A 24,662-nucleotide genomic window follows, 5' to 3' on the forward strand; every position below is an offset into this window, starting at 1 on the left:
CGGGCTTAGCTGGCCCGCCCGGGCATCGGCTCGTCATCTTCGACAAAGCTTTTCAACTGCCCGATATCCGAGACCTGCACTGCGTGGCGTTTTACTGACACGCCCTGTTTGCGCAGGTTGGCAAAGCTGCGCGACAGGCTTTCGGGTTTCATGCCCAGGCGCTTGGCGATCAACACCTTGTCATAGGGCAGCACCAGCGAGCACGGACCTTCCTCGACCGGGGCAAGCGAGATCAGGAAAGTCGCCAGCCGTTGTGCGCCCGACAGGGCCTTGAGGCTTTCGATCTCCATCACCAGCTCGTGCAGATGGTTGAAGGTCGAGGACAGCATCGACAGGGCAAGATCCGGATCGCTGCGCAACGTGTCGAAGACGACGCGGCTTTCGACCTGCAACAGCAGGCTGTCCTGCACGGCATCGACCGTAACCGGATAGGTCCCGCCCTTCAGGGCAACCGCCTCGCCAAAGCTGGCGCCCTCGGAATAAACCGCCACGACAACCTCTTCACCGCCGGGCGTAATGCGGACAAGTTTCACACAGCCGGACAAAACGACATACATGTGGTTGGCGGGGTCGCCTTGTACAAACAGCGTTGCGCCACGCGCGACGTTGCGCTTGTGGCTGTCCTTCAGGAGTTCTGCCAGCATGCCGTCGGGTACGTGCGAAAACAGCACCGACCGCTTGGCCATTTGCAGTTCAGAATCGCTCAGCACACCTCATACCCCTGCTGTTTCACCTCGGATTACGGCAATCCGACACCCGGCTACAAGCGAATTTCGATGAATCCACAGTGACGTAACGCGCCGGTTTGATCAATATCAAGCCCATGCAGGGGGCTTGCATCTATGCTGGCGCAATCAGGACAGGAGAAGTGCAATGAAGAAATTCGCAACTGTTGCTGCGGCAACGATGCTGGCTGGACCCGCGCTGGCGCACCATGATCTGACACCTCTGCGTGAGGCGATGATGGATGGCCACTCCCACGCCGTGGGCGGGGCGACCTACTGGCTCGCCGGTGCTGTGATCGCCATGGTTCTGGCACTCTTTGCCGTGCAGAAATCGGTGTTCCGCAAGCGATGACCAACGACCACAAAGACGGCCGTTGGCCCGTTTGGGCCCTGTCGGTCGTGTCCTATCCCTTTGCGGCGGGGGCCGCGTTCGTGAACCTGTTTTTCCTGTCGCTTATGTGGCAGGAGTTTGGGTTTCGGGCGCTGTCGACCATGGAATCCACCATCGGGGGGGTCTTTCTGGGCGTCCCGCTGGCCTGGATCGGCGGGCGCTGGCTGCGCGGCATGATCGACAAGGCCGAGGACAGCCCATGACGCCTGCGAAATCCACGGCCCAGTCCCGCGAAACCGAGCTTGACGCGTTGAACACAACCTTTGGAAATCAACGAGTTGCAGAGGATGAGCGCCGTCACGAGGTCAACACTCTGTTTGACCGGATCGCGCCCCGCTACGACCTGATGAACGACCTGATGAGCTTTGGTCTGCATCGGCTGTGGAAGGCTGCGACCGTTCGTATGGCGCTGCGGCAATTTGATGGTACAGATGGTCCGCTGGTCGATCTGGCCGGCGGTACCGGCGATCTTGCTTTGGCGATCAAGGCGGCGCGTCCGATGCGGCAGGTGATCGTGGCCGATGCCAGTGCTGGCATGCTGGATCAGGCGCGCGCGCGCGGTGGCGACGGGCTGGAATACATGCATGCCGAGGCCGAGGCCCTGCCGCTGAAAACGGACAGCGTCGCCAGGATCACGCTTGCCTTCGGGTTGCGCAACATGACCCGGCCCACCGAGGCGCTGACGGAATGTGCACGGGTATTGAAATCCGGTGGCAGTCTTGTTCTGCTGGAATTCTCGAAACCGGCGGCATGGTTTGCCCCCTTTTACGGCATTCACTCCCGCTGGATCATTCCGGCGCTGGGTGCCTTGGTGGCACGCGACCGGGGCGCCTACAGCTATCTTGTCGAATCGATTCGCCGGTTTCCGGCGGCGGGCGACATCACCCGCGCGCTGGAAGGCGCCGGTTTTCAGGTGACCGAAACCCGGCCTTTCATGTTCGGCGTGGCGATGTTGCACGTGGCGGAGGTGCAGAAATGACAACGCAGGCGGCAATGGTAGCGCAATTGGAAGCTCTGCCCAAACCGCTGTTGTGGGTCATCGCGGCGCGGGTCAAGACGCTGGGCCTGTCGCTGGCGCCGGTGGGCGCGGGCAGTTGGTTGGCCGCCCATATGGGTCATTGGCGTGTGGATGTGATGCTTGCAGCAATGGGCGCAGCGGCGGCGATCCAGATCGGCACCAACCTGTGGAACGATGCGGCTGACGCCAAAAGCGGCGTGGACGGCCCCGAGCGGCTGGGCCCGCCGCGGCTGACCTCGCTGGGCCTGCTGGATGGCGGACAGGTGCGCCGCGCGGCGGCGGGCACCTTTGTCATCGCCGTGCTTCTGGGGCTTTACCTGACGGCGCTGGGCGGTTGGCCGATCGTGGCGATCGGGCTGGTGTCTCTGGCACTTGGTTTTTTCTATTCGATGGGGCCGCGCCCCTTGTCCGGCACGGCATTGGGCGAGTTGCTCGTAATTGCCTTTTTCGGTGTCGTTGCTGTGGCCGGCACAGTCTATCTTCAAGGCCACGCAGTTGGCGGTGCGGCCTTGGTTTTGGGAACGATTACCGGATTGCCTGCGGCGGCGGTTCTGCTGCTGAACAACCACCGAGACCGGGTGTCGGATGCGCGCGCCGGGCGGCGGACCTTGGCCATCCTGCTGGGGCAGGGTGCGTCGAAAGGGCTTTATGGGCTATTTCTGCTTGCTGCCTGGATCGGAGCTATCGCGTTCGCGGGTGGTGTGGCGATGGCGCTGTTGCCGGCTGCTGCGCTGGGTATTGCGCTTTGTCTGGCGATTGTGCGGCTAGACATATCACCGGCGCTGAACCGGTTGATCCCGGGTACGGCGGCGTTTCAGGTCCTGCTTCTTCTGGGGATTGCAGGCGGCGCGCTCTGATGTGAACGCACCGCCCAGGTCAAGCGTAGGGAAACGGCACGGCCCGTAGCTTCCGTACCACGCTTGATGGGTTATTTCATGGCACCAGGTCCCTTGACGGGCAGGGTGACTTTCACCTCGCCGGCCTTCTCGAAAATCAAGGTTGCCTCGATCTCCTGACCTTCGACCAGTTGTTCCGTGAGCTTGATGAACATCAGGTGCAGGCTGCCGGGCTGCAAAACAGCTTCACCGCCAGCGGGAATGTCGATGGCTTCGACTTTGCGCATCATCATGATGCCGCCCTCGCCCTTGATATGGGTGTGCAGTTCGGGCCGTTCGCAGGCGGGTGACTTGAATCCCAGTAGCGTATCTGCCGGGCCAAGCGACCGAATGGTCATGAACCCGGCGCCGGCCTTGGCCATTTTGGGAGAAGCACGCGAGAACGCCCCGGAAATCTCAAGCGAGTCGGTTGTCACGTCGCCCGCGGTCGCGGGCAGGCCGGTCATCGCCATGGACACCAGTGCAACCCCGAGAAAAACCCTGCGTTTCATTCTTTTAACTATCCTTTTTGCCAAGCTTTTCATGCCTGTGCCCTGATTAACCGGGGCCAGCCGCAACAGTCTTGATGTATGTCAAGCACCCTAGCGGCGATTCATGATTTTACGATATATGTACCGGTCCCCGGGCAATCGGTGCACGCGTCGTCAGAACACGCGTACAATCCGCCCGGAAACGAGGACGCAAAATGAAAACCAACTTTCGCAAGCGCTTAGCGGCGACAGCGAGTGTTACTGCATTGGGCTTTAGCCTGACCGTGGGATCGGTCTCGGCTGAAACGCTTGATGAGGTAATGGAACGTCGGGGCCTGACGCAACAGGACCTGATGGCTGCTGCCAAAACTTATACGCCGACCGGGGGACGCGATGAATTCATCGTATTCTCATCGGGTGGCCAATCCGGACAGGTTATCGTCTACGGTGTGCCGTCGATGCGTATTCTGAAATATGTATCGGCCTTCACGCCCGAACCCTGGCAGGGTTTTGGCTATGACGAGGAATCGAAAAGGATTCTCGAAGAAGGCAAGGTGGACGGACGCGCCATTCACTGGGGCGACACCCACCACCCGGCGATTACCGAAACCAATGGCGACATGGACGGGGAATATCTGTTCATCAACGACAAATCCGCCCCTCGCGTGGCGGTTATTTCGTTGCATGACTTCGAAACCCAGCAGATCGTCGTGAACCCGATCCTGCAATCCGAGCACGGCGGTACCTTCGTGACCCCGAACTCGGAATACGTGATCGAAGCCGCCCAATACCCGGGCGTTCTGGGTCGTGGCTTCGCACCGCTCAGCGAGTTCAACGAAAAATTCCGCGGCGCTGTGACCTACTGGAAGTTTGACCGCGAAGCCGGCCGGATCGCACCGGACAAGAGCTTCTCGATCGAGCTGCCGCCCTACAGCCAGGACTTGTCGGATGCCGGCAAGAACATTTCGGACGGTTGGTCCTTCACCAACTCGTTCTGTGCCGAACGCTATGTCGGCGGCATCGAATCGGGCCGTCCGCCGTTCGAGGCTGGCTGCTCGCAGGCTGACACCGACTATCTGCACGTGATCAACTGGAAGAAGGCCGAAGAGGTCTACAAGGCCGGCAAGGTCAACATGATCAATGACCACCCGGTCATCATGATGGATACCGCCATCGAAGAAGGCCTGGTCTATCTGATCGCTGAACCCAAGTCGCCGCACGGCGTCGACGTGTCTCCCAATGGCGAATACATCATCGTCGGTGGTAAGCTGGACACCCAGGGTTCGGTTTACTCCTTCTCGAAGATCAAGGCTGCCATCGACGCCAAGAAATTTGCTGGTGTTGATCCCTACGGCTTGCCGATCATCGCGATGGAAGACGCCATCCACGTTCAGGTTCCACTGGGTCTTGGCCCGCTCCACACGCAATACGACAGCAAAGAGTGCGTGGTCTACACGTCGCTCTACGTGGACAGCCAGGTTGCCAAATGGGACTATTGTGAAGGTAAGGTTCTCGACAAGATTTCGATCCACTACAACATCGGCCACCTGGTGGCGATGGAAGGCGAAACGGTTAACCCGAAAGGTAAATACCTGATTTCGCTGAACAAGCTGGCAATCGACCGGTTCAACCCGGTTGGTCCTCTGCACCCGCAGAACCACCAGCTGATCGACATCTCGGGCGACAAGATGGAGCTGCTCTATGACATGCCCATCCCGCTTGGCGAGCCGCACTATGCCACCGCGATCTCGGCTGACAAGCTGAAGCCGCTGGTGCGCTATCGCTATGGCACCGACAGCCGGACCGGCAAGAAGCACCCTGGTGCGGTACGTCCGGGCCAAGAGCGCATCGAGCGTGACGGCACCAACGTCAAGGTCTACATGACCGCGATCCGGTCGCACTTCACCCCCGAGATCGTTGAAGTGAACGAAGGCGATACCGTCGAGTTCATCATCACCAACTCGGAACGGGCCGAAGACGAAACCCACGGGTTCGCTGTTTCGACCTTCGACGTCAACCTTAGCCTTGAACCCGGTAAGACCGCGACCGCCAAGATCGTGGCCGACAAGCCCGGTGTCTTCTCGTACTACTGCACCGAGTTCTGCTCAGCGCTGCACCTCGAGATGACGGGCTTCCTGGTCGTCAAACCCGAAGGGTACGTGGAAGAAGCAGCTGCTTCGCCGTCCGAAGGTCAAGCCTATACCAAGGCCGACTTCGACAAGCAGATGGCTGTGAACTTCGAAACCCAGGCCGTGATCGACAGCGTTGTCGCCTACATCACCTCGCACAACTACAAGGACTTCCCCGAAGTTGTGTCGCTGGTGGAAGACGCGGTTGACCAGTTGAACTTCGCCACCGAGGCACGTGCCAAAGCTGAAGAGATGGCGGCTGCCGAAGACTGGCAGAACGCAACTCTGTGGGCTGGCCAATGGTGGCAGTACCAGGTGAAAGCCGCTGACATCGGTCTGCGCGCCAAAACCTACCTGGACGAGCACGGTGCGGTGAAAGCCGAATAACCACTCACGCGAAATCGCGGGCGGCGGCGTGGATCGCCGCCCGCACCCCGAACCAGACAACAATCAGGACAAGACGACATGCGCGCTCTTCTCTCCGCCTTCGTTATCGGTGCCGCCGCTTTGACGGGCACAACTGCCCTCGCGGCCAGCGATGCCGAAAAGGCCGGTAAACGGGTCTATATGACCAAGACATGCCTGGCCTGCCATGGCCGCAACGGGGCCAAGGCGATCATGTCCTACCCCAATCTGGCCGGGCAGAACGAAAAATACCTGGTGCAACAGCTCAAGCTGATCAAATCCGGCGAACGTGTCGGGTCTGTCGATCCCGAGACCGGGCACCCCTATGTCAAGGGCATGGCCGACGTGATGCACATCCTGACCGAGGATGACATCAAGAACGTGTCGAAATACCTTGCCAAGTTGACCCCGGCCGAGCCCGAGGTCTTGGAACCCGCACCGAGCGAAGAGATGCTGAAGGCGGGCGAGAAGGCTTACAAGAAACTCGGTTGCCGCTCTTGCCACGGCAAGGACGCCACCAAATCCAGCAACAAGCTTTATCCGATCATTGCCGGGCTCGACCGTGATTATCTGGCACGCCAGATGACGGACATGCGCGACAAGGTGCGCACAGGCGGCAAGGTGAAATTGATGTATGGCGTGATCAAACGCGCCAAGGACGAAGATATCGAGGCGATGGCGACTTGGCTGAGCCAGATCGACCGTACGCCCGAATAGCAACCATAATACGAGAAAAGGAAGCGCAAGATGAGAACCAAGGCATTGACCGCAATTCTGGCCGCGGGCCTGGCGTTTGGCGCACCGGCACTTGCCGATGAAACCCACACCCCGGCCGATGGTTGGAACAAGGGTGGGGAAGAGCAGGACGAAGCCCTGACCCTGACGCCTAATCTGGAAAACGGACTATATGTTTACGAGGTTTGCTCGGCCTGTCACGGGCTCAATGGCTGGGGCCTGACCGATGGGACCTTCCCGCAGATCGCCGGGCAGCACGCCAAGGTGACGATCAAGCAGCTCGCCGATATCCGGGCGCTGAACCGCGATAACCCGACGATGTACCCGTTTGCCAAGCCGCGCGAGATCGGCGGGTCACAATCGATCGCCGACGTGGCGGCTTATATCGCGAAATTGCCGATGAATCCTGAGCCGGGGGTGGGTGATGGCACCGACCTTGAACTGGGCGCGCAGCTTTACGCGGACAATTGCGTCAAGTGTCACGGTGACACCGGAGAAGGGGCGGACGAAAAGTTCTATCCGAAAATCCAGGGCCAGCATTACAATTACCTTGTCCGGCAGTATAACTGGATCAAGGAAGGCAAGCGCCGGAACGCCAACCCCGAGATGGTTGAACAGATCCAGCGCTTTACCGACAAAGACACCAAGGCCGTGCTGGACTATGTCAGCCGTCTGAAACCGCCAGCCGACAAGATCGGGGAACCCGGTTGGGTCAACCCTGACTTCGACTGGTAAACCCTGACCCTCTGTGTCGGGCGGCAAGACCTGTCGCCCGACCTCACCCCACAGAGAGTATTCGCCATGAGCACCTCTACAATCGACCGCCGCGGTATCATTTACCGCGTTCTGACCCTTATCGCCGTTGCCCTGATCGGCACCGCCTTTTTTCAGCCCGGCTGGTGGGTGTCGCTGACCGCGCCCAACTATCCCGAGTCGACCTTTCCGCAGGGGATTCGCATCCTGTTTCACATGGATAGCGTGCAAAACGGCTGTTATATCCGCGACAGTGTCGAGGTGGTCGAGACCGAGGCGCTGGATTGCGTGCACGAGATGGACACGATTAACCACTATGTGGGGATGTATCCGATTGCCTCGGGTGGCCCGGTGGAAAAGGCGTTCTCGCCCTTCCTCTTTACCATGCTGGCGGTGATGGCGCTGACCTTTGCGGCACCGGGGCGGATCGTGCGGATGGTCGTCGCCGTCGGTGGGTTTGGCGGTATCGCCGTCTGGATGACCATGGCGATGTACACCGAAAACGGCATCCGCCTGCATACGACCAATTATCTTGAGGGCATGGTTGTGTCGCTGGGACAGGATGCCGGGGAGACGGCGGTGAACCCGAACCTGCCGACCATTGTGCAGATGTTGCAGCAGTCACTTGCCGAGAGCGAGGCCGAAGAAGCCGAGGCAGTGGCGGAAAGCGGCGACAAAGCGGCGATGATCAAGACGCTGAAACGCGCCTATGAGCTGGACAACCGCAAGCTTCCACTGAAAGAGCAGGAGGATTGGAACGGGTCCGTGATGCAGGTGTTCAAGTGGCACTATGCAAAGTCGCTGAACCGCTGGTTCAACGAGCCCGAGCGTAATGAGCCGCTGGTTCAGATGATGGATAATATCGCCCAGTTGCTGTATGCAGCAGTGATCGGCGTCATGGTTCTGTTAGTTCTGGTCGCCTGGTCAGTGCGCACGATCTTTCACTGGCTGCTGGTGCTGGGGCCAATGGCGCTGCCGGTCGGGTTCCTTGCGGAATATGCCGCGTGGCTGTGGTGGTATGGTCATACGCTGAACGAGATGGGGGCGTTTACGTTGAAACCCTTCATGCCGACGGTGTTTGGACAGGGCAAGGTGGCGCAGTTCGCGACCCACTCCTATCCCGCCACCGGTTTCTTCCTTATGCTGGCCTCCTCGGCCCTTCTGCTTCTGGCGGCGCTGATCCGGCGCAAGCAGCTGCGTCTTGCAGGTGAAGACGCACGGGGGATGTAAGCCATGCGCTGCGCTCTGAATGTGATCATCGGCCTGGTTTGGGGGCTGGCATTGGCCACCCCCGGGCTCGCCGGAGCCTTGCAGGACATGATCAACGCGGCCGAAGACGGCGCCGAGATCGTGCCGCCGGCAGGGGTTTATTCCGAGCAGATCGTGGTTGATCGACCTGTCGTGATCGACGGGCGCAATGGCGTGGTGATCGACGGGGTCGGGCAGGGCACGGTTGTGACCCTGTCGGCCACGGGCGCCACGTTGAAAAACCTGGAAATTCGCAATTCGGGCAGGCTGCACAACAAGGTTGATGCCGGCATGCGCATCGAGGGCAGTTTCAATGTCGTGCGCGACGTGGAAATCCACAACTCGCTTTTCGGCATCGACATGACTCAGGCCTCGAACAACGTGTTGCGTCGGGTCTATATCAGTTCAAAGGATCTGCCGCTTGAAATGCGCGGCGATTCGATTCGCATTTGGTACTCTGACAACAACAAGCTTGAAGACCTGACGGTCGAAGACGCCCGCGATATCGTCATCTGGTATTCACAGGGGGTTGAAATACGCGACAGCACCATCCGCCGTGGACGCTATGGTATCCATTTCATGTACGCCCATGACAATCTGGTGGAAGACAACGAGATCAGTGATTGCGTGGTTGGCGTGTTCATGATGTACGCCAATGATACCACGGTGCAGAACAACGAAATTCTGCGCTCGTGGGGGGCGTCGGGCGTGGGCGTCGGATTCAAGGAAACGTCAGGCGCGAAAATCCTGGGCAACAAGATCATCGGCAATGCCAGCGGTGTCTACCTCGATCCGTCGCCGTGGGACCCTGACAAGACCAACCTGTTTGAGGGCAACACCATTGCCTATAACGGCATTGGCATTGAGTTCCACACCGAGTGGAAGGGCAACCATTTCCGCAACAACAGTTTTGCTTCGAACTTTACCCAGATCAGCGTGCGTGGTCGCGGCACCGCAATGAAGGAAAGCTGGGAGGGCAATTTCTGGGACGACTATGCCGGGTTCGACAAAAACGATGACGGGCAGGGCGACGTGCCCTACGAGATCTACAACTATGCTGACCGGATCTGGATGGAGGTGCCGCATGCCTCGTTCTTCCGCGGCGGATTGGCGCTGGCGGCGCTGGATTTCGTTGAACGGCTGGCGCCTTTTTCCGAGCCCAAGCTTCTGGTGCGCGAGCAGTCCTCACTGATGCAGCGGCCTGAACGGGTGGTTGAGAAGGAGAAACCGAAATCGGCTTTGGAGATGCTGCAATGAGCGAGCAAGCACCAGACAAACCGAAGAAAAAACGCCTGACCCGGCGCGAGCTGGAACGCCGCCGCATCCTTGTGCGTTCGATCGCAGCAGGAGCGGTGGCCGTGGGGGCAAGCCTTGTGGGCTGGTACCCGGTTGGCGCGCGTGTCTTTGACCGGCTGCGCCCGCCTGGCGCCATTCCCGAGGATGAGTTCTTGGCTGCATGTATTAAATGCGGCCAATGCGTCCAGGTCTGCCCGGTCGAGGCCATTGTGCTGGGCGATGGTGACGAAGGTTACGGCCTCGGCGTGCCCTACATCGACGCCCGCAAGCAGGCCTGTGACTTCTCATGCGATGCCACGCAATGCGTGCTGGCCTGCCCGACCGGAGCGCTAAGCCACGACATATCCAAGAAGGAAGAGGTCGATATCGGTTTTGCTCGCTTGTCGCGGCCCGACAGCTGCCTGGCGATGAAGGGGCTTGGCTTTACCGGCCAAGTGCAGGGGCCCGATTTCGAAGGCCTGTTGCGGTACGAAGAAATCGATCGCTGGACCCCGATCCCGGTGCGCGACCATCCTTATGACTTGGAGCTTTGCGACCTTTGCGTGCGCGAATGCCCGATCGAAAACGCCATCTCGCTGGAACCAATGAGCGACGATCCTGACGAGACCCGATTCATGCCGGTGGTACATGACGCCTGTGTCGGCTGTGGCACCTGCGAAATGATGTGTCCGACCGCGCCGGCCTCGATCGTGATCGATACCGAACTGGCCCTCAAACGTCAGGAGGGTGAGGCATGAGTTTCAAATGGTACCTTCACAAGCAGGCGATGATGTTTGGCGCCGCACCGCGTCGACCTTCCAATGAGGAAGAAACCGACGCTGCGCGCGAGTTGAAGAAGCATCAGAAGACACCGGAAGAGACCCAGATCCGCAAGGAGAAGATCGCCCACGAGCTGGAATATCCCGTGGTGAACCGCAAGTGGAAATATGCCCGCTGGTTGTCGATCATGATCATCAACGCGATGTTCATCGTGTCGTTTTCCTGGGATGTGCAGCTTGTAGAAGGCGCGATGACGGCGTCGCGATTCCTTGGCTTCCACATGGCCGATCCGACAGCGGCGTTGCAGGTGACGCTGGCATACAAGGATCTGATGCTGAACCTGCTGATTGGCACCGTGACGGTGATCATCGTCTGGTGGTTCTTTGGCGGACGGGCGTTTTGCTCCTGGGCCTGCCCCTATCACCTGTTGGCGGAATGGGCCGAAAGCATCCACCTGGCGCTGGCCAAACGCGGCTGGGTCAAGGACCATCCGTTCCATCGCGGCATGCGCGTGGTGCTGTGGGTGCTGTTCATGGCGCTGGCCTACCTGACCAGCTACACTGTGTTCGAATATATCAACCCGGTGGGCATCGTCAGCCGCGCACTGATCTATGGCCCGACACTGGCCTTGATGTGGGTTGCTTTCCTGCTGTCGTTCGAAATCTTTTTCAGCCGCCGCTTCTGGTGCCGCTATGCCTGCCCGATGGGCTTGACCTATGGTGTTCTGGGCACCGCCGCGCCGGTTCAGATCAAGTACGAGCTGGACAAATGTGTTCACGAAGGCGAGTGCCGAACCGTGTGTCTGGTTCCGCATGTTCTCGACATCACGAAAATGGGCTATGCTCAGGACGCCGAGGAATACATCGCGCCCGATTGCACCCGTTGCGGATTGTGCGTCGATGCCTGCCCGCAGGGCGCGCTCAGCTTCTCGCTGCGCGGGCTGGACAAGATGATTTGAGAAGGGCGAACTGAATGGGCATGATCCGTATAGACAGCCTGACCAAGCGGTTCGAACGCCGCGCGGTTCTGGACGAATTGACGCTGGCCATCGACGCCGGCGACCGGATCGCCTTGATTGGGTCAAACGGTGCGGGCAAGACGACGTTATTCCGCTGTCTGCTGGGGCACTATCGTTACACTGGCGAGGTCGGGTTCGGTGATGCAGGGGCCAAGCGGCGCGATATGGACTTCCTGTCGCGGGTCGCCTTCGTGCCGCAATTGCCGCCGCCGCTCAGGATGCCTGTGGGCGAGTTGATCAGCTTTGCCGCCAAGGGGGCCGGGGCCGACCGTGACCGGATGCAGGACATTGCCGACAAGATCGGCATCGATTTGAACGAGATCAGAAACCGCCCGTTCTATCGCCTGTCGGGCGGGCAGAAGCAGAAGGTTCTGGTGACCGTGGCCCTGGCGCGCGAGGCGGATCTGTTCATTTTTGACGAACCTGCTGCCAACCTCGATCCGGCGGCCCGCGCCGTTTTCATCGATCTTCTGGCCGCGCGCAAGGACGCCTCGATGCTGATCGCCTCGCACCGGCTGGAAGAGGTCGCGCCACTGGTGAACCGGGTGATCGAGCTGGACCGGGGCAAGGTTGTTCTGGATGACAGCGTGGTTGACCGGCTGAAGGCGGGCCATTTCCGCGACTGCCGTATCGGCATTTCCGAGCCGCATCCTACCTTTGCCGCTGCGCTGTCAGATTGGGGATTTGCCGACGAGGGCGGGGTTCTTTTCGCCGGCCGGGTGCCGGCAGGGGATACGCTGCGGTTTCTAGGCCTGCTCAGCCGTTATGCCAGCCTTATTGACCGATTGTCCCTGGAAACGGGAGAAACCTGATGTGCCGTTGCAAGCATAATCATTCCCGTCGCACCGTGTTGGCGATGCTTGTGGCTACCCCTGTGGTCAGCGCCTGCAAACCCCAGACGGAAGGGCCCGAGCCGATCCGATGGGGCCGCGAGACCTGCGAGATCTGTGGCATGATCATTTCCGACGCGCGCTACGGTGCCGAGGTCCGCGGTGGCCCGGACAAGCGCCTGGCGAAATTCGACGATATCGGCGATGCGCTGCACTGGCTGCGCCTGCAGGAGTGGAAGAACGAGCCGGACGTGGAAATCTGGGTTATGGACTCCAACAACGGCAAGGATTGGCTTGACGCGCGCGCGGCATTCTATCATCCCGATACGATAAGCCCGATGGATTACGGCTACGCGGCCGTGCCCATGCGCGAACCGGGCACCGTCAGTTTCGAGACGATGCAAACCGCCGTGATCCTTATGGGCCTGTCGCACCGGTGTCTGCCGGTTGATGATGAGGTCGAGGAGAACAGCTAACCCATGAGTGATCTTGCCCGTGCCGGATTCGGCCTGATGTTGCGGCTTGAACTGGCGGAAAGCCTGCGTTCGCGCTGGTTTCACTTCTATTCGGTGGTTTTGGTCGGACTGATGCTGCTGCTGATCCTGACCGGCGTGTCAGAAAGCAGGGTGCTGGGCTTTACCGGCCTGTCGCGCCTGCTGGTCACCTATATCCAGATCGCCATGGCGGTGCTGCCGTTGTTCATCATCGTGGCCACGGCCCGGTCGATGGTAGGCGATCGCGAGGCCGGGAACCTGGAATACATGCTGGCCTTTCCGATTTCACTCGGCACCTGGTTTTGGGGGCGGTTCCTGGCGCGGTTGATCCTGATCCTGCTGCCGGTGCTGGTGGCATTGGCGATTGCTGCGGTGTTCGGGGTGATGAAGGGGCACGAGATCCCTTGGCGCCACGTGGGGCTCTATTCCGGGCTGACGGCGGCGCTGGCGACCTGTTTTCTCGGGCTTGGTTTCTTCCTTTCGGCAATCAGCCGCTCGACCGAGGTGGCGCTGGGGGCGAGCCTGATGATCTGGCTTCTCCTGGTGGCGCTTTTGGACCTGTTGCTCTTGTCGGTTTTGATCCGGGCACAGTTCGTTCCAGAATTTGTTATCGGTATTGCGCTGGCCAATCCGTTGCAAAGCTTCCGCACGGCTTCGATGATCCTGTTCGATCCGCAGCTGATCCTGCTGGGGCCGGCCAGCTATGTGATCTTGGATAATTTCGGAGCGACGGGTTATGTACTCTGGGCACTGAGCTATCCAACCGCCCTGGGGCTTGGCTTTGCCGCGCTGGGGTTCTGGTGGTTCCGAAAGTCTGATCTGGTCTAGGGGTCTCGGTCTTGATTGGGACCGAAGTGATACCGGCAGGTCGAGTGCAACGGCGCGCAAGTGCCCAAACTGCCTGCAGGGCTGGTGATCGCACGGCGGCCTAATAGCTTGGATTCCGCACAGGCTTTGCGTGTCCAATGTCCGCTCAAAGCCGTCACTCCACCAGAACAAAACTCTCTTTCAACCATGGTATGTCCCTATGCGCCTGGGTAATGGCGTGGCTGGCAATCAGAGCGCGCAGCTTCTTTTCCACCAGCTCCAGCACCGAGCGCGAGCAATCGGGCGTCGACACGATCGCCAGTGTTCGTGCAAAACTCTTGCCCGGAAACCGGTGCATGCGAACCCGGTCATGAAACTGCCGTGCGCGCGAAAACAGCAGGGGCGTGGTAATGGTCCAGCCCGCGCCTGCGGCCACCATCGCCATTAGGGTTTGATTGCTGGAACATTCGAACCGGTGCGGCGCAGACACTCCAAGGCGCCGCAATTGCGATTCGATCTGTCGGGCGATGATCTGGTTCCCGGCAAAACGCAGGAAGGGCAGTTTGGTGCGGCCTTCGACCACGTCTGACAGCGATTGCTCGTTCATGCGCGGCAGCACCACGACAAAGGGGTCACGCAACAGCGGGCGGTCCTGCAGGTCGCGCAGCCGCTCCGGCGGGCTGGTGGTCACGCCAAGGTCCAGTTGCCGGTCGCGCAGCATGTCGATGATGGTGTGACTGGTATCGGTATGAAACAGGAAGTTACAGCGAGGCATCGCCTCGGCCAGGTAGACGGCCAGTTCCGGGACGATGTCAGTGGTAAAATCCTCAATCGTCGCCAGGCGCAGGTGGCTGGCCTCGCTGATATTGCCCGCCGTGGCTTCGGCCTTTGCCTTGCGGATGGATTGCAGCGCGTCGTCGATATTGCGCAGAAAGACCCGGCCCTTGGGGGTCAGCACCATCGGGCGGCGGGCATGGTTGAACAGCTCAATGCCAAGGTGGTTTTCAAGGTTGCGCAGGTGGTGCGACACGGTGCTGACCGACAAGCCGGTTTCCTGTGCCACCGCTTGGAGCGATCCCTTACGGGCGCAGATCTGGAACAGCTCCAGCCCTTTTAGGCTGAGATCCTTGCGCGCGGTTGGATTAGGCATGGGGCACCTCAGATAGATCGCTTGCTGCGACCTTATCAAAATAGGTTTCCCAAGAAATCGAAAAGATGCGGCTTAGGCGAAGCAGATGTCCACCGAACCGAAGGCACCGAAATCGGCGTGGATTTCGGTGCCGGCAGGGCATTCGACGGGGCGGATGAAACTGCCCGACAGGATAACCTGGCCGGCCTCGATGGACTGGCCGTATTGCGCCATGCGCCGGGCCAGCCAGACCACGCTTTCCACCGGATCATTCAACACGCCGGCGCCAAGGCCGGTTTCCTCGACCGCGCCATTGCGGCTGGTGATGGCGCCGACCCATCGCAGGTCATGGGCATCGACGGCGTGACGTTCGGCACCCAGCACGATCCCGGCATTGGCGGCGTTGTCGCTGATCGTGTCGATCACGTTGCGGGCCTGTCCAGTGGCAGGGTCGGCGCGCAGGATACGGGTATCGAGGATCTCGATTGAGGGGGCGACATAGTGTGTCGCGGCAATAACGTCATCGCGGGTCACATCGACCCCACCTAGAGGCGATTTCATGACAAAGGCGATCTCGGCCTCGATGCGCGGCTGGATGAAACGGCCTGCGGGCACGGTTGCGTCATTGTCGAACGCCATGTCATCGAACAGCACCCCGCTGTCGGGAATGTCGATGCCAAGCGCATATTGCATCGCTTTCGAGGTCAACCCGATCTTCCAGCCGATTACCCGCTGTCCGGCATCCAGTTTCGCCGCCAGAAGCGCGGATTGGATGGCATAGGCATCATCCATTGTGATGTCGGGGTATTGCAGCGACAGAAGGCCGATCTGTTGGCCGGTCTGTTCGGCGTGAAGCAATGCGTGCGCGGCCTTTGCATGCTGTTCGGGGGTCATACCTCGTCCTCCACCCCGTTGCGAAGCGTTCCAATGCCCTCGACCGAAACTTCGACCACGTCACCGGGTTTCAGGTAGCGCGGCGGATCGAATCGCGCGCCCGCGCCGGTCGGGGTGCCGGTGACGATGATGTCGCCGGGCTGCAGTGTCATGAAGGTCGAGATATAGGCGATCTCCTCGCGGATCGGGAACATCATCCGGTTCAGGGTGTCGTCCTGGCGCAGCTCACCGTTCACATGGGTGGTGATGCGCGCGTCATCGAGTTGCGCTGCATCTGTAAACGGCACCAGCCACGGGCCGATGGCACCAGAGCTGTCCCAGTTCTTGCCCTGGGTGACGTTGAACTTGGCATGACGCACCCAGTCGCGAATCGTGCCTTCGTTGCACAGTGTCAGGGCAGCAATGTGATCGTAGGCGTCCGCAGCGGGAATGCGGCGGCCCGACTTGCCGATTACGATGGCGACCTCACCCTCGTAGTCTAGCGTATGGTTCTCGGGCGGGCGGATCAGCGGGCGGTCATGGCCGGTGAAACCGCTGGCAAAGCGTGGGAAAAGTGACATGTATTTCGGCTGGGCGCTGCCGTCCTTGTACTCGGCATTTCGGTCGGGGAAGTTGACGCCGACGCAAAGGATGCGCGGCGCGTTCGGCATGACCATTTCATACTGGAATTCGGCGTGGGTGACCGGCTTGCCTCGCGCCGCGTTGATCAGCGTCTGCATGCCATCAACCGCGATGGCGTCGTAAAGTGTCGGCCACTCGGGAAACTCAGGCGACAGGGCGATCATGCCCGCGTCGCTGACTGCGCCATAGTAGGTTTTTCCGTCACTGGAATAGGTTGCAAGTCGCATTGTCAGCCTCCTTTTTCACCTCCTTACCCGTAGATAGTTAACTTGTAAACTAAATTGACGAGTCGTACCTAGGCGTGGGCAGCCTTGATCATGTCCGCCGCCTTTTCCCCGATCATGATCGTGGGGGCGTTGGTGTTGCCCGAGACGACTGTCGGCATGACCGACGCATCGGCGACGCGCAGACCTTCCAGCCCATGGACCCGAAGCTCTGGGTCGACCACGGACATCTCGTCCACCCCCATCTTGCAGGTGCCGACCGGGTGATAGACCGTGTCGGCGCGGCTGCGGATATGGTCTTCCCACTCCGCATCCGTGGTGGCGTCATTCACGCCGAATAGCTCCTTGTGCTTGTAGGGCGCCATCGCCGGGGCCTCCATCACCGTGCGGGTCATCTTTGCGGCGCGGACCATGGTCTGCAGGTCACGCTCGTCACTGAGGAATTTGGGGTCGATGCCGGGGGCCGCTAACGGATCAGACGAAGTCAGGAAGACCTCGCCGCGCGAATAGGGGCGCAGAGCGCAGACATGGCAGGAATAGCCATGACCCAAATGAAGTTTGCGGGCGTGGTCATCGACAATTGAAATCACGAAATGGGTCTGCGCATCCGGCCGATCCAGAGACGGATCGGTTTTGAAGAAACTGCCAGCCTCCGCCATCGGCGAGGCCAGCATCGAGTTGCCGGTTCTCCGCCATTTCAGGATGTGCTTGAACAGGTGGAAGCCGGCGCGCAGGCCCAGCCCGACATTGTCGCGGTCGCGAGTCTTGTAGGACAGGATGAAGTCGAGGTGATCCTGCAAGTTTTGTCCGACGCCTTGCAGGTCGTGCACCATTTCAATGCCCAGCTTGGTCAGGTCCTGTGCACGTCCGACCCCCGAGAGCTGCAACAGCTGGGGCGAGTTGAAGGCACCGCCGCACAGGATCACCTCTTTGTGGGCGCGCAACTCGTGACCCTTGCGGCGCTGGCGATAAGCCACGCCCACGGCGCGCTTGCCTTCGAACAGGATCTTAGTGGCCTGGGCCTTGGTGATCACGGTCAGGTTGGGCCGGTCCATTACCGGGAACAGGTATCCGGCGGCCGCCGAGCAGCGTTCACCGTTCCTTTCACCACCATGGAATTGAGTCACTTGGTAGAGGCCTGCGCCATCGTTCTCGCCGGTGTTGAAATCGCTGCGTTCAGGCATTTGTACCTGGGTGCTGGCCTCGACAAAGGCGCGCGAGATCGGGCGTGGGGCGCGTTGATCGGACACCTGAAGCGGGCCATCGCCGCCATGGGCGTCATTCGCGCCGCGTTCATTGGTTTCGGCCTTCTTGAAATAGGGCAGAACGTCGTCCCAGCCCCAACCGTCACAGCCCATGTTGGCCCAACCATCATAATCGGCGGCCTGACCACGGATATAGAGCATGGCGTTGATTGCCGAGGATCCGCCCAGGGCTTTGCCGCGCGGTTGATAGCCTTGCCGCCCGTTCAATCCCGGTTGTGGCACGGTCTTGAAAGCCCAGTTGTTGATCTTGCCATAGCCTGGCAGCATCGCCACAACGCCCATCGGCGCGCGCACAAGGATACCGTTGCCGCCACCACCGGCCTCGAGCAGGCAGACGCTGACATTCGGATCTTCGCTCAACCGTGATGCGATGGTGGACCCGGCGGACCCACCGCCGACGACGACAAAATCATATTCCATGGTACGGCCCTCTTTGCGCGCTTGGCTGGTATTGGGCCGGTTTTCACGGCATTTGTCCAATTGTCCCTTGCGGCACCGGGTCGGATGTCAGAGGAAAACGGATTCGAAACTGTTTTCGACGCCAATTCGAATTTGCGTAACTAAGGCGCTTCAAAACGCCAAGCGGTCTACTGATAGTTCAGCTCTTCGAGATCGACATAAAATTCCGAGATCGCCATGTCCGGCCACTTGCTGCCGGGATAGGACGTGACCACATCGAGCCGCAGGTTCGCCGCCGTGACCGGCTCGGACAGGCGGATGGTCTGCATCTGCATGCTGTCCGCCAGTCGGATCGCCTCGATGAACTCGCCATTGGCAAAGACACGGATATCGCGGGGACGGGCGTTGTTTTTATGCAGGCTGTCGTTCTTTGTGTACCCAGCCTGGATATAGAAGGTCTGGAACCGCATCATCCCATCGAAAATAAACTCGACCCATTGCCCGGCGCCGTCATTGGCGGCGGCCTCGACCCAGGCAGTGGCGGGATCGTCATCGTACATGTTGGCTGGGTCGTAACTGTTGCCCGACTGACCTGCCAGGGTGGACGACGCGCAAATCTCGATCCGGCCGAACTGACTATCGGCAATTGCGGTGTCGCAGCGCGGGTCCAACGGTCCGGCAATCGCCGGGGGGCCTGATATCAGCATGGGTAGGGCTGCCAAGGCCAGACTCGAGAAGGCGTATTTGCAAAATGTCATGGACATCTCCGAAGAGCAGGGGGGTGGTCCACCGTCTGCGGGCATAGGGCCATGGTTTAAACCAAGCCACAATGATCGAAATCAAGGTTCCCGGGCGGGGCTTGATCGAAAGTCGGTCTTGGGGAAGTGTGTAAGAAAATCAATTGAGTCCGGCGCAATGCATTTTTCAAGGAATGCCGGGCGGAAGGGGTCTGACATGCCGGGACCGGTTCGTGTTTTCATTGTTTTGATTGCGTTGTTTCTGGGAATGATCACAATGCCGGGCCGTGCCCGTGCGGCCGAGGTGATCACCGAGTTCCAGATCGGGAGTTGGTTTGGCGCGGCATATGAAAAAGACGGCAGCTTCTCCTATTGTCTTGTTGGCCGGCGCGGAAGCGACAGCCGCTACGTTCTGATCCTGCGGGCTGTCTCGATTGGCTATGGGTTGGGCATCTATGCCCCCAACAAGCCGTTTCGTGAGGATGCCACCTACACCACACGCTCCTGGGTCGACAAGCGCTGGAGTTATGAAGGCGATGGGATTGGTGGCTCGCCGACCTTGATGCGCATTCCGCTGCCCGGTGATGAGGGGCTGCGGGCGATCGAGCATATCGCCGCCGGCAACCGTTTGACCATTGATCAATTGGGTGAACCGGAGCTGCGGGTGTCGCTCAAGGGCAGCAGCAGGGCTCTGGACAAGCTGGAAGAGTGCTATGCGCGTTATGCCCCCAAGGCGACCACGCCACCGCCTTCGACGGTGCAATCCGGTCAGGACAGTGCGCCGCGCGACGTCACGGTTCTGGTCTCACGTCGGGTGAGCAAGCTGGCCGAGGCGGTTGGCCTGCCGGCACCCGGCGGTAGTCTGGCCGCATTGCGGCGCCGCGCCGAGAGTTTCGACAACGCGGCGCTGATCACGCTCGGGCTTGCCCTGATCGACATGCCGGAACAGGCCCTGTACCAGGACGAGGCGGCGGGCTTCATATCGCTGGCGGCAGAGGCGGGCGATGCGCGCGGCCTCTATGTGCTGGCGCGGATGATCCAGATGGGCGCCGCCGCACAGGCCTATCCGGGGCATGCGGATGAGTTGATCAGTGAAGCCGCTGATTTGGGGTTGTCCCAGGCGCTGGTGGATCGCGCGCATTTGCGCCGCGACAGTGATCTTGACGGGGCCCTGGCCGACTTGCGCGCTGCGGCGGGGCAGGGTCATGCAGAGGCAAAGAGCCTTTTGGCGCAATGGCAACCCGTGGTCGCCCCTGTGCCCAAGCCCGTTCCGGTGCCCAAACCGCCGGTTTCGGCACCGTTGCCGCCTTTGGCGATTGCCCCGGTATCGGAGAAAGTGGCCGAGGGTCACGCGGTTGAAATGCGCTATTCCGGCCTGCCGGCGACGGGGGCCAACTGGCTTGCCATTGCCGCGCCGACCCATACCGACGAGCAGTATTTTGATCTGGTGATGCTGGAGCCCGGCCAGGTGGCAGGCAGCCATACCTTTACCGTGCTGCCAGTTGGTGACTACGTGCTGCGTGCCTATCTCGACTGGCCAGATGGCGGCTATCGGGTGGCGGCCTCGGCCGCGGTTTCAGTCGTGGCCCCAGCCCCGGCACCCGCCGCGCCGGTGCCCGTGCAACCGGTGCCGCAGACGTCCAGCCCGGATCCGGCTCCCGTGCCGGACCCGGTGGCCCAGCCCGAACCTGCGGCCCAACCTGACCCGGTTGCTCAGCCCGCCGAACAAACGGCGCAAACCGCGCGCGAGTTTGTCAGCCAGGGGCAAAAGGCCTGCTACGGCGTGGCCGAGTTCCCGGATGATTGGCGCACTATTGCTGACTGCCGCCCGCAGGGATGTTCCTTCGGCATACAAGACCGCGCATCCTGCCTGGCTCTGGCCGAGAAACACGGTGCAGGCATGGTGGTGCACGGCCGGGCCGAAGGTCTGTGGCCCAATGAATGCTGGTTGCAGAACAGCTGTTCCGACATTCGCGGTCACGAGGATTTCGAAACGATCATCCGCTCCGATCTGGTGACAGCCGAGCCCGACGCGGCATCGACACCCGAGCCGAGCCCAACACCGGTTCCGCAACCCGATCCGGCCCCGGAGCCCGAACCCGTGGTGACGCCCACGCCTACGCCTGCTCCGGCACCCGATCCGGACCCTGCAGCGGCCCCAAGCCCCTCTGCGCAATCTGCCTCGGGCTTTACCAGCCAGGGCAGTCAGGCCTGCTATGGCGTGGCCGAGTACCCGGAAGACTGGCGCGCGATTGCCGATTGCCGCCCGCAAGGGTGTTCCTTCGGCTCCCAGGACCGCGACGCCTGTCTTGCCCTGGCCGAGCAGCACGGGGCGCAGATGGCGATCCATGGCCGGGCTGATGGCATGTGGCCAAATGAATGCTGGTTGCAGAATGCCTGCTCCAGCCTGCGCGAGGATGGCGACTTCGAACTGATGACCCGTGGCGAGCAGGCGTCATCCGCGGCGCAACCGGTGCCGGAGCCCGAACCCGCCGCCGTGGCCACTCCGATGCCAAGCTCGGCACCGGAGCCGTCGACCGAACCGGAACCAGCCGCTGCTCCGGACCCTGCGCCATCAGATGCGCCGGACCGTGACCTGGTTGTGGCCATTCAATCGCTGTTACTGGCTTCCGGCTATGATCCCGGCCCCGCTGACGGACAGACATCGCCCGCGACCCAGACCGCCATCCGTGCCTTCCAGAAAGATAACGGATTGCCGGTCGATGGCCGTTCGACTCCCGAATTGCGTGATGCAATTTTGGCGGTGATTACCGGCGGGACGGCCAGCGCGCCGTCAAGCGGCGTTGAAACAAGCGATAAAGAGGCCGATCCGGTACCGCAACTGCAACCTGCCCCGGAGCCCGAACCTGTAGTGACGCCCACGCCTACGCCTGCTCCGGCGCCCGATCCGGACCCTGCAGCGGCCCCAAGCCCCTCTGCGCAATCTGCCTCGGGCTTTACCAGTCAGGGCAGTCAGGCCTGCTATGGCGTGGCCGAGTACCCGGAAGACTGGCGTGCGATTGCCGATTGCCGCCCGCAAGGGTGTTCCTTCGGCTCCCAGGACCGCGACGCCTGTCTTGCCCTGGCCGAGCAGCACGGGGCGCAGATGGCGATCCATGGCCGGGCTGATGGCATGTGGCCAAATGAATGCTGGTTGCAGAATGCCTGCTCCAGCCTGCGCGAAGATGGCGACTTCGAACTGATAACACGTGGTAGTCAAACGGCATCGGCATCGGCACCGGCTGCGGAACCTGCTGCCGTCGTTTCTCCGCAGCCTGAACCTGCGTCCGAACCGGAGCCCGAACCCGTAGTGACGCCCACGCCTACGCCTGCTCCGGCGCCCGATCCGGACCCTGCAGCGGCCCCAAACCCCTCGGCGCAATCTGCCTCGGGCTTTACCAGCCAGGGCAGTCAGGCCTGCTATGGCGTGGCCGAGTACCCGGAAGACTGGCGCGCGATTGCCGATTGCCGCCCGCAAGGGTGTTCCTTTGGCTCCCAGGACCGCGACGCCTGTCTTGCCCTGGCCGAGCAGCACGGGGCGCAGATGGCGATCCTTGGCCGGGCTGATGGCATGTGGCCAAATGAATGCTGGTTGCAGAATGCCTGCTCCAGCCTGCGCGAGGATGGCGACTTCGAACTGATGACCCGTGGCGAGTAGGCTTCATCCGCGGTGCAATCTGCACCGGCCGCACCAGGCGCTTCCCCCGCACCGGTACCGGCCGCGATTGCACCGCCGCCGCCAGCCAGCCCCGCAGGATATGTACCGCAGCTGTGCAAGGACAATGATGGAAACTACACCCGTGACATCACCGAGATTCCGGGTTTTTCCTGCTTGCTGGAACCGCCCCAGACTGTCAGCGTCGGCCCCGACGATCCGCGTATGGTGACCTGCTATCACGTGGCTATCCAGGACAAGAAGACCAACCGGACTCTCGAGGAGTGTCGCGCCAAGTTCAATGACGCCAGCACCTTTGTCGTGCCTCTGGCCGATGGTCAGGCGGAATGCTTCGAGGTTACTTTCTATCCCGACGGAAAGCTGAAAACATGCAAGCAGGAGCACGATACGGCGCTACTTAACGTTGAAACCCTGGGCATGAGCCTGAAATGCGCCGAGGCCGAATTCGACGAAAACGAGCAGTTGAGCCTGTGTCGGGGTGATTTCCAGACCGAGGCCGAGGCAAGCTTTCCAACCGGCTATGGCGTTGACGTGACTTGCACGCTCAAGGGCTACCGCGTGGTTCAGTTGCAGGATGGCCATTTGCGCGAATGCTGGATGAGCGCGGCGATCGAGATGGAAACCGATCAGTTGATGATTGCTTGTGACGGTGACCGCCAGGTCAAACTCGATGAGAACGGGTACATTCTGCCGCAATTCCTGAAATCCTGTACGCGGCGGCTGAAATCCGCCATCGGCCCGGCAACCGAGACGCTGGTGCGCGATCACCCCAATCCCGGACCCACCGATTTCAAGGCCATGCCGATCTGCAATCGGACCTCGGATCAATGCAGCCTGAAAGAGCCGCGCTGGATCGCGCTTGGGCCGGATGGCCGCAAACAGGTACTGTGCCAAGGGGCAACCTTCCTGCACGCCAACCCTGGCTACCTGCTGCGTTGCAAGACGGCTCAACCGCCGACATTCGACACGCCCAACGGTCCGATCACCTGTTATGAGTTCGAATTCAGGGCAGATGGGCATTTGGCCTTCTGCGGCGGTGTCCGCTATGGCGACCGCGATCAGCTCTTGCCGTATGAAGCGGTAAGTGTTGCCGGCGACAGGCTGTTATGCGCGCTGGATGACAATCAGCACGATATCGCGTTCTGGCCCGGCGACGTGCTCGGTCAATGCACCCCGGTTGAGCCTGCCGAGATCACGGTCAAGTTTGGCAAGGTTGGTTGCGCCGCCGGTGAAAAGGTCCGGTTCTGGCCCAATGGCAACTTGCGAAGCTGTACCACCACGGCGCCGGCCAAGGTGGCAGGCCCCTATGGCGGCGACGTGACCTGCCAGCCGGGCGCGCTGCGTTTCCTGCCCGACGGGGGCGTGTCCTACTGCGTCTTTGCCGAGGGTGAAAGCCTGCCGGTCGAGCTGCCGGGCGGCAAAAAGGTGACTTGCCTGCGTGAGATCGAGCACTACGTCAGCGCCGACAGGGATAGCGGCAAGATGATCTCGGTGGCCTTGAAAACCTGTGATGCATTCGAGACGCCGGTGACGCTGCAATCGGGTGGCGAAAGCTATGACTGCGTTGGCGCTGCCTGGCACCCTGCCCGCAAGGGCGGTGGGCTGGCCGGCTGTGTGACACAGGACAACGGGCGGTTCGAGGTCAATCATGAGTTCCAACCCGCCTGCGGGCGGAGCGATGCCGTGGCGCTAATGTTCGACAACAACGGGTCGGTTAAGACCGTGCATCAGTGCAAGGAATAG

At 60.9% G+C, this 24,662-nt stretch carries 23 protein-coding genes; 16 read left to right on the forward strand and 7 right to left on the reverse strand.

The window, feature by feature from the left end:
- Positions 1-5: 5 nt before the first annotated feature.
- Positions 6-710, reverse strand: coding sequence for a Crp/Fnr family transcriptional regulator (locus RXV86_RS14095; RefSeq protein ID WP_316300882.1), 705 nt, complete (start codon positions 708-710; stop codon positions 6-8).
- A 163-nt stretch (positions 711-873) separates the two neighbouring features.
- Between RXV86_RS14095 and RXV86_RS14100 the strand changes: the two genes are divergently transcribed.
- Genes RXV86_RS14100 through menA form a run of 4 tightly spaced genes read left to right on the forward strand, consistent with a single transcriptional unit; the run spans position 874 to position 2,991 of the window.
- The gene (locus RXV86_RS14100; RefSeq protein WP_316300883.1) at positions 874-1,077 is read left to right on the forward strand and encodes a hypothetical protein; all 204 of its coding nucleotides are present in this window, start codon (positions 874-876) and stop codon (positions 1,075-1,077) included.
- Positions 1,074-1,319, forward strand: a complete 246-nt coding sequence (locus RXV86_RS14105) for a hypothetical protein (protein ID WP_316300884.1) — start codon at positions 1,074-1,076, stop codon at positions 1,317-1,319. Before RXV86_RS14100 ends, RXV86_RS14105 begins: the two co-directional genes overlap by 4 nt.
- The gene (locus RXV86_RS14110; protein ID WP_316300885.1) at positions 1,316-2,095 is read left to right on the forward strand and encodes a ubiquinone/menaquinone biosynthesis methyltransferase; all 780 of its coding nucleotides are present in this window, start codon (positions 1,316-1,318) and stop codon (positions 2,093-2,095) included. Before RXV86_RS14105 ends, RXV86_RS14110 begins: the two co-directional genes overlap by 4 nt.
- Positions 2,092-2,991 (forward strand): 1,4-dihydroxy-2-naphthoate octaprenyltransferase, encoded by a 900-nt coding sequence (gene menA, locus RXV86_RS14115; protein WP_316300886.1) that lies wholly within the window; start codon positions 2,092-2,094, stop codon positions 2,989-2,991. The genes RXV86_RS14110 and menA overlap by 4 nt, the downstream gene beginning before the upstream one ends.
- A 71-nt stretch (positions 2,992-3,062) precedes the next feature.
- Here menA and RXV86_RS14120 read toward each other — a convergent pair whose 3' ends face one another.
- Positions 3,063-3,521 (reverse strand): copper chaperone PCu(A)C, encoded by a 459-nt coding sequence (locus RXV86_RS14120; RefSeq protein WP_316300887.1) that lies wholly within the window; start codon positions 3,519-3,521, stop codon positions 3,063-3,065.
- Positions 3,522-3,715: 194 nt separating this feature from the next.
- Between RXV86_RS14120 and nosZ the strand changes: the two genes are divergently transcribed.
- The 10 genes from nosZ (at position 3,716) to RXV86_RS14170 (ending at position 13,995) form a co-directional block, all read left to right on the forward strand.
- Positions 3,716-6,016 (forward strand): Sec-dependent nitrous-oxide reductase, encoded by a 2,301-nt coding sequence (gene nosZ, locus RXV86_RS14125; RefSeq protein WP_316300888.1) that lies wholly within the window; start codon positions 3,716-3,718, stop codon positions 6,014-6,016.
- Positions 6,017-6,094: 78 nt separating this feature from the next.
- Positions 6,095-6,751 (forward strand): c-type cytochrome, encoded by a 657-nt coding sequence (locus RXV86_RS14130; RefSeq protein WP_316300889.1) that lies wholly within the window; start codon positions 6,095-6,097, stop codon positions 6,749-6,751.
- A 30-nt stretch (positions 6,752-6,781) separates the two neighbouring features.
- Complete coding sequence (locus RXV86_RS14135) at positions 6,782-7,504, forward strand: c-type cytochrome (RefSeq protein WP_316300890.1); 723 nt, start codon at positions 6,782-6,784, stop codon at positions 7,502-7,504.
- A 66-nt stretch (positions 7,505-7,570) separates the two neighbouring features.
- Positions 7,571-8,752 carry a hypothetical protein gene (locus RXV86_RS14140; protein ID WP_316300891.1) on the forward strand — a complete coding sequence of 394 codons (1,182 nt, stop codon included), beginning with the start codon at positions 7,571-7,573 and terminating at the stop codon, positions 8,750-8,752.
- A gap of 3 nt (positions 8,753-8,755) precedes the next feature.
- A complete protein-coding gene (nosD, locus tag RXV86_RS14145) occupies positions 8,756-10,027 on the forward strand; it encodes a nitrous oxide reductase family maturation protein NosD (protein ID WP_316300892.1) in 1,272 nt (423 codons plus the stop codon).
- Positions 10,024-10,803 (forward strand): 4Fe-4S dicluster domain-containing protein, encoded by a 780-nt coding sequence (locus RXV86_RS14150; protein ID WP_316300893.1) that lies wholly within the window; start codon positions 10,024-10,026, stop codon positions 10,801-10,803. Before nosD ends, RXV86_RS14150 begins: the two co-directional genes overlap by 4 nt.
- The gene (locus tag RXV86_RS14155) at positions 10,800-11,783 is read left to right on the forward strand and encodes a NapH/MauN family ferredoxin-type protein (protein ID WP_316300894.1); all 984 of its coding nucleotides are present in this window, start codon (positions 10,800-10,802) and stop codon (positions 11,781-11,783) included. Before RXV86_RS14150 ends, RXV86_RS14155 begins: the two co-directional genes overlap by 4 nt.
- A gap of 14 nt (positions 11,784-11,797) precedes the next feature.
- Entirely contained in the window at positions 11,798-12,655 is an 858-nt protein-coding gene (locus tag RXV86_RS14160; protein WP_316300895.1) for an ABC transporter ATP-binding protein, read from the forward strand.
- Positions 12,656-12,699: 44 nt separating this feature from the next.
- Positions 12,700-13,149, forward strand: coding sequence for a hypothetical protein (locus RXV86_RS14165; RefSeq protein ID WP_316300896.1), 450 nt, complete (start codon positions 12,700-12,702; stop codon positions 13,147-13,149).
- 3 nt (positions 13,150-13,152) lie between these two features.
- Complete coding sequence (locus RXV86_RS14170; RefSeq protein WP_316300897.1) at positions 13,153-13,995, forward strand: ABC transporter permease subunit; 843 nt, start codon at positions 13,153-13,155, stop codon at positions 13,993-13,995.
- A 154-nt stretch (positions 13,996-14,149) separates the two neighbouring features.
- On the opposite strand, the gene RXV86_RS14175 is transcribed toward RXV86_RS14170, so the two are convergent.
- The 5 genes from RXV86_RS14175 to RXV86_RS14195 form a co-directional block, all read right to left on the reverse strand.
- Positions 14,150-15,124 (reverse strand): LysR family transcriptional regulator, encoded by a 975-nt coding sequence (locus tag RXV86_RS14175; RefSeq protein WP_316300898.1) that lies wholly within the window; start codon positions 15,122-15,124, stop codon positions 14,150-14,152.
- Positions 15,125-15,196: 72 nt separating this feature from the next.
- Positions 15,197-15,997 carry a 2-oxo-hept-4-ene-1,7-dioate hydratase gene (gene hpaH / locus RXV86_RS14180; RefSeq protein WP_316300899.1) on the reverse strand — a complete coding sequence of 267 codons (801 nt, stop codon included), beginning with the start codon at positions 15,995-15,997 and terminating at the stop codon, positions 15,197-15,199.
- On the reverse strand, positions 15,994-16,845 hold the full coding sequence (locus tag RXV86_RS14185) for a fumarylacetoacetate hydrolase family protein (protein ID WP_316300900.1): 852 nt from the start codon (positions 16,843-16,845) through the stop codon (positions 15,994-15,996). The genes hpaH and RXV86_RS14185 overlap by 4 nt, the downstream gene beginning before the upstream one ends.
- 68 nt (positions 16,846-16,913) lie before the next feature.
- Positions 16,914-18,527 (reverse strand): GMC family oxidoreductase N-terminal domain-containing protein, encoded by a 1,614-nt coding sequence (locus tag RXV86_RS14190; protein ID WP_316300901.1) that lies wholly within the window; start codon positions 18,525-18,527, stop codon positions 16,914-16,916.
- A gap of 167 nt (positions 18,528-18,694) precedes the next feature.
- A complete protein-coding gene (locus tag RXV86_RS14195) occupies positions 18,695-19,264 on the reverse strand; it encodes a discoidin domain-containing protein (protein ID WP_316300902.1) in 570 nt (189 codons plus the stop codon).
- A gap of 196 nt (positions 19,265-19,460) precedes the next feature.
- Here RXV86_RS14195 and RXV86_RS14200 point away from each other — a divergent pair, with 196 nt between their 5' ends.
- Positions 19,461-22,901, forward strand: a complete 3,441-nt coding sequence (locus tag RXV86_RS14200) for a peptidoglycan-binding protein (RefSeq protein WP_316300903.1) — start codon at positions 19,461-19,463, stop codon at positions 22,899-22,901.
- Positions 22,902-22,913: 12 nt separating this feature from the next.
- Positions 22,914-24,662 (forward strand): hypothetical protein, encoded by a 1,749-nt coding sequence (locus tag RXV86_RS14205; RefSeq protein WP_316300904.1) that lies wholly within the window; start codon positions 22,914-22,916, stop codon positions 24,660-24,662.

This window comes from Aliisedimentitalea sp. MJ-SS2 (assembly GCF_032586155.1).
Lineage (GTDB): Bacteria > Pseudomonadota > Alphaproteobacteria > Rhodobacterales > Rhodobacteraceae > JAWHTC01.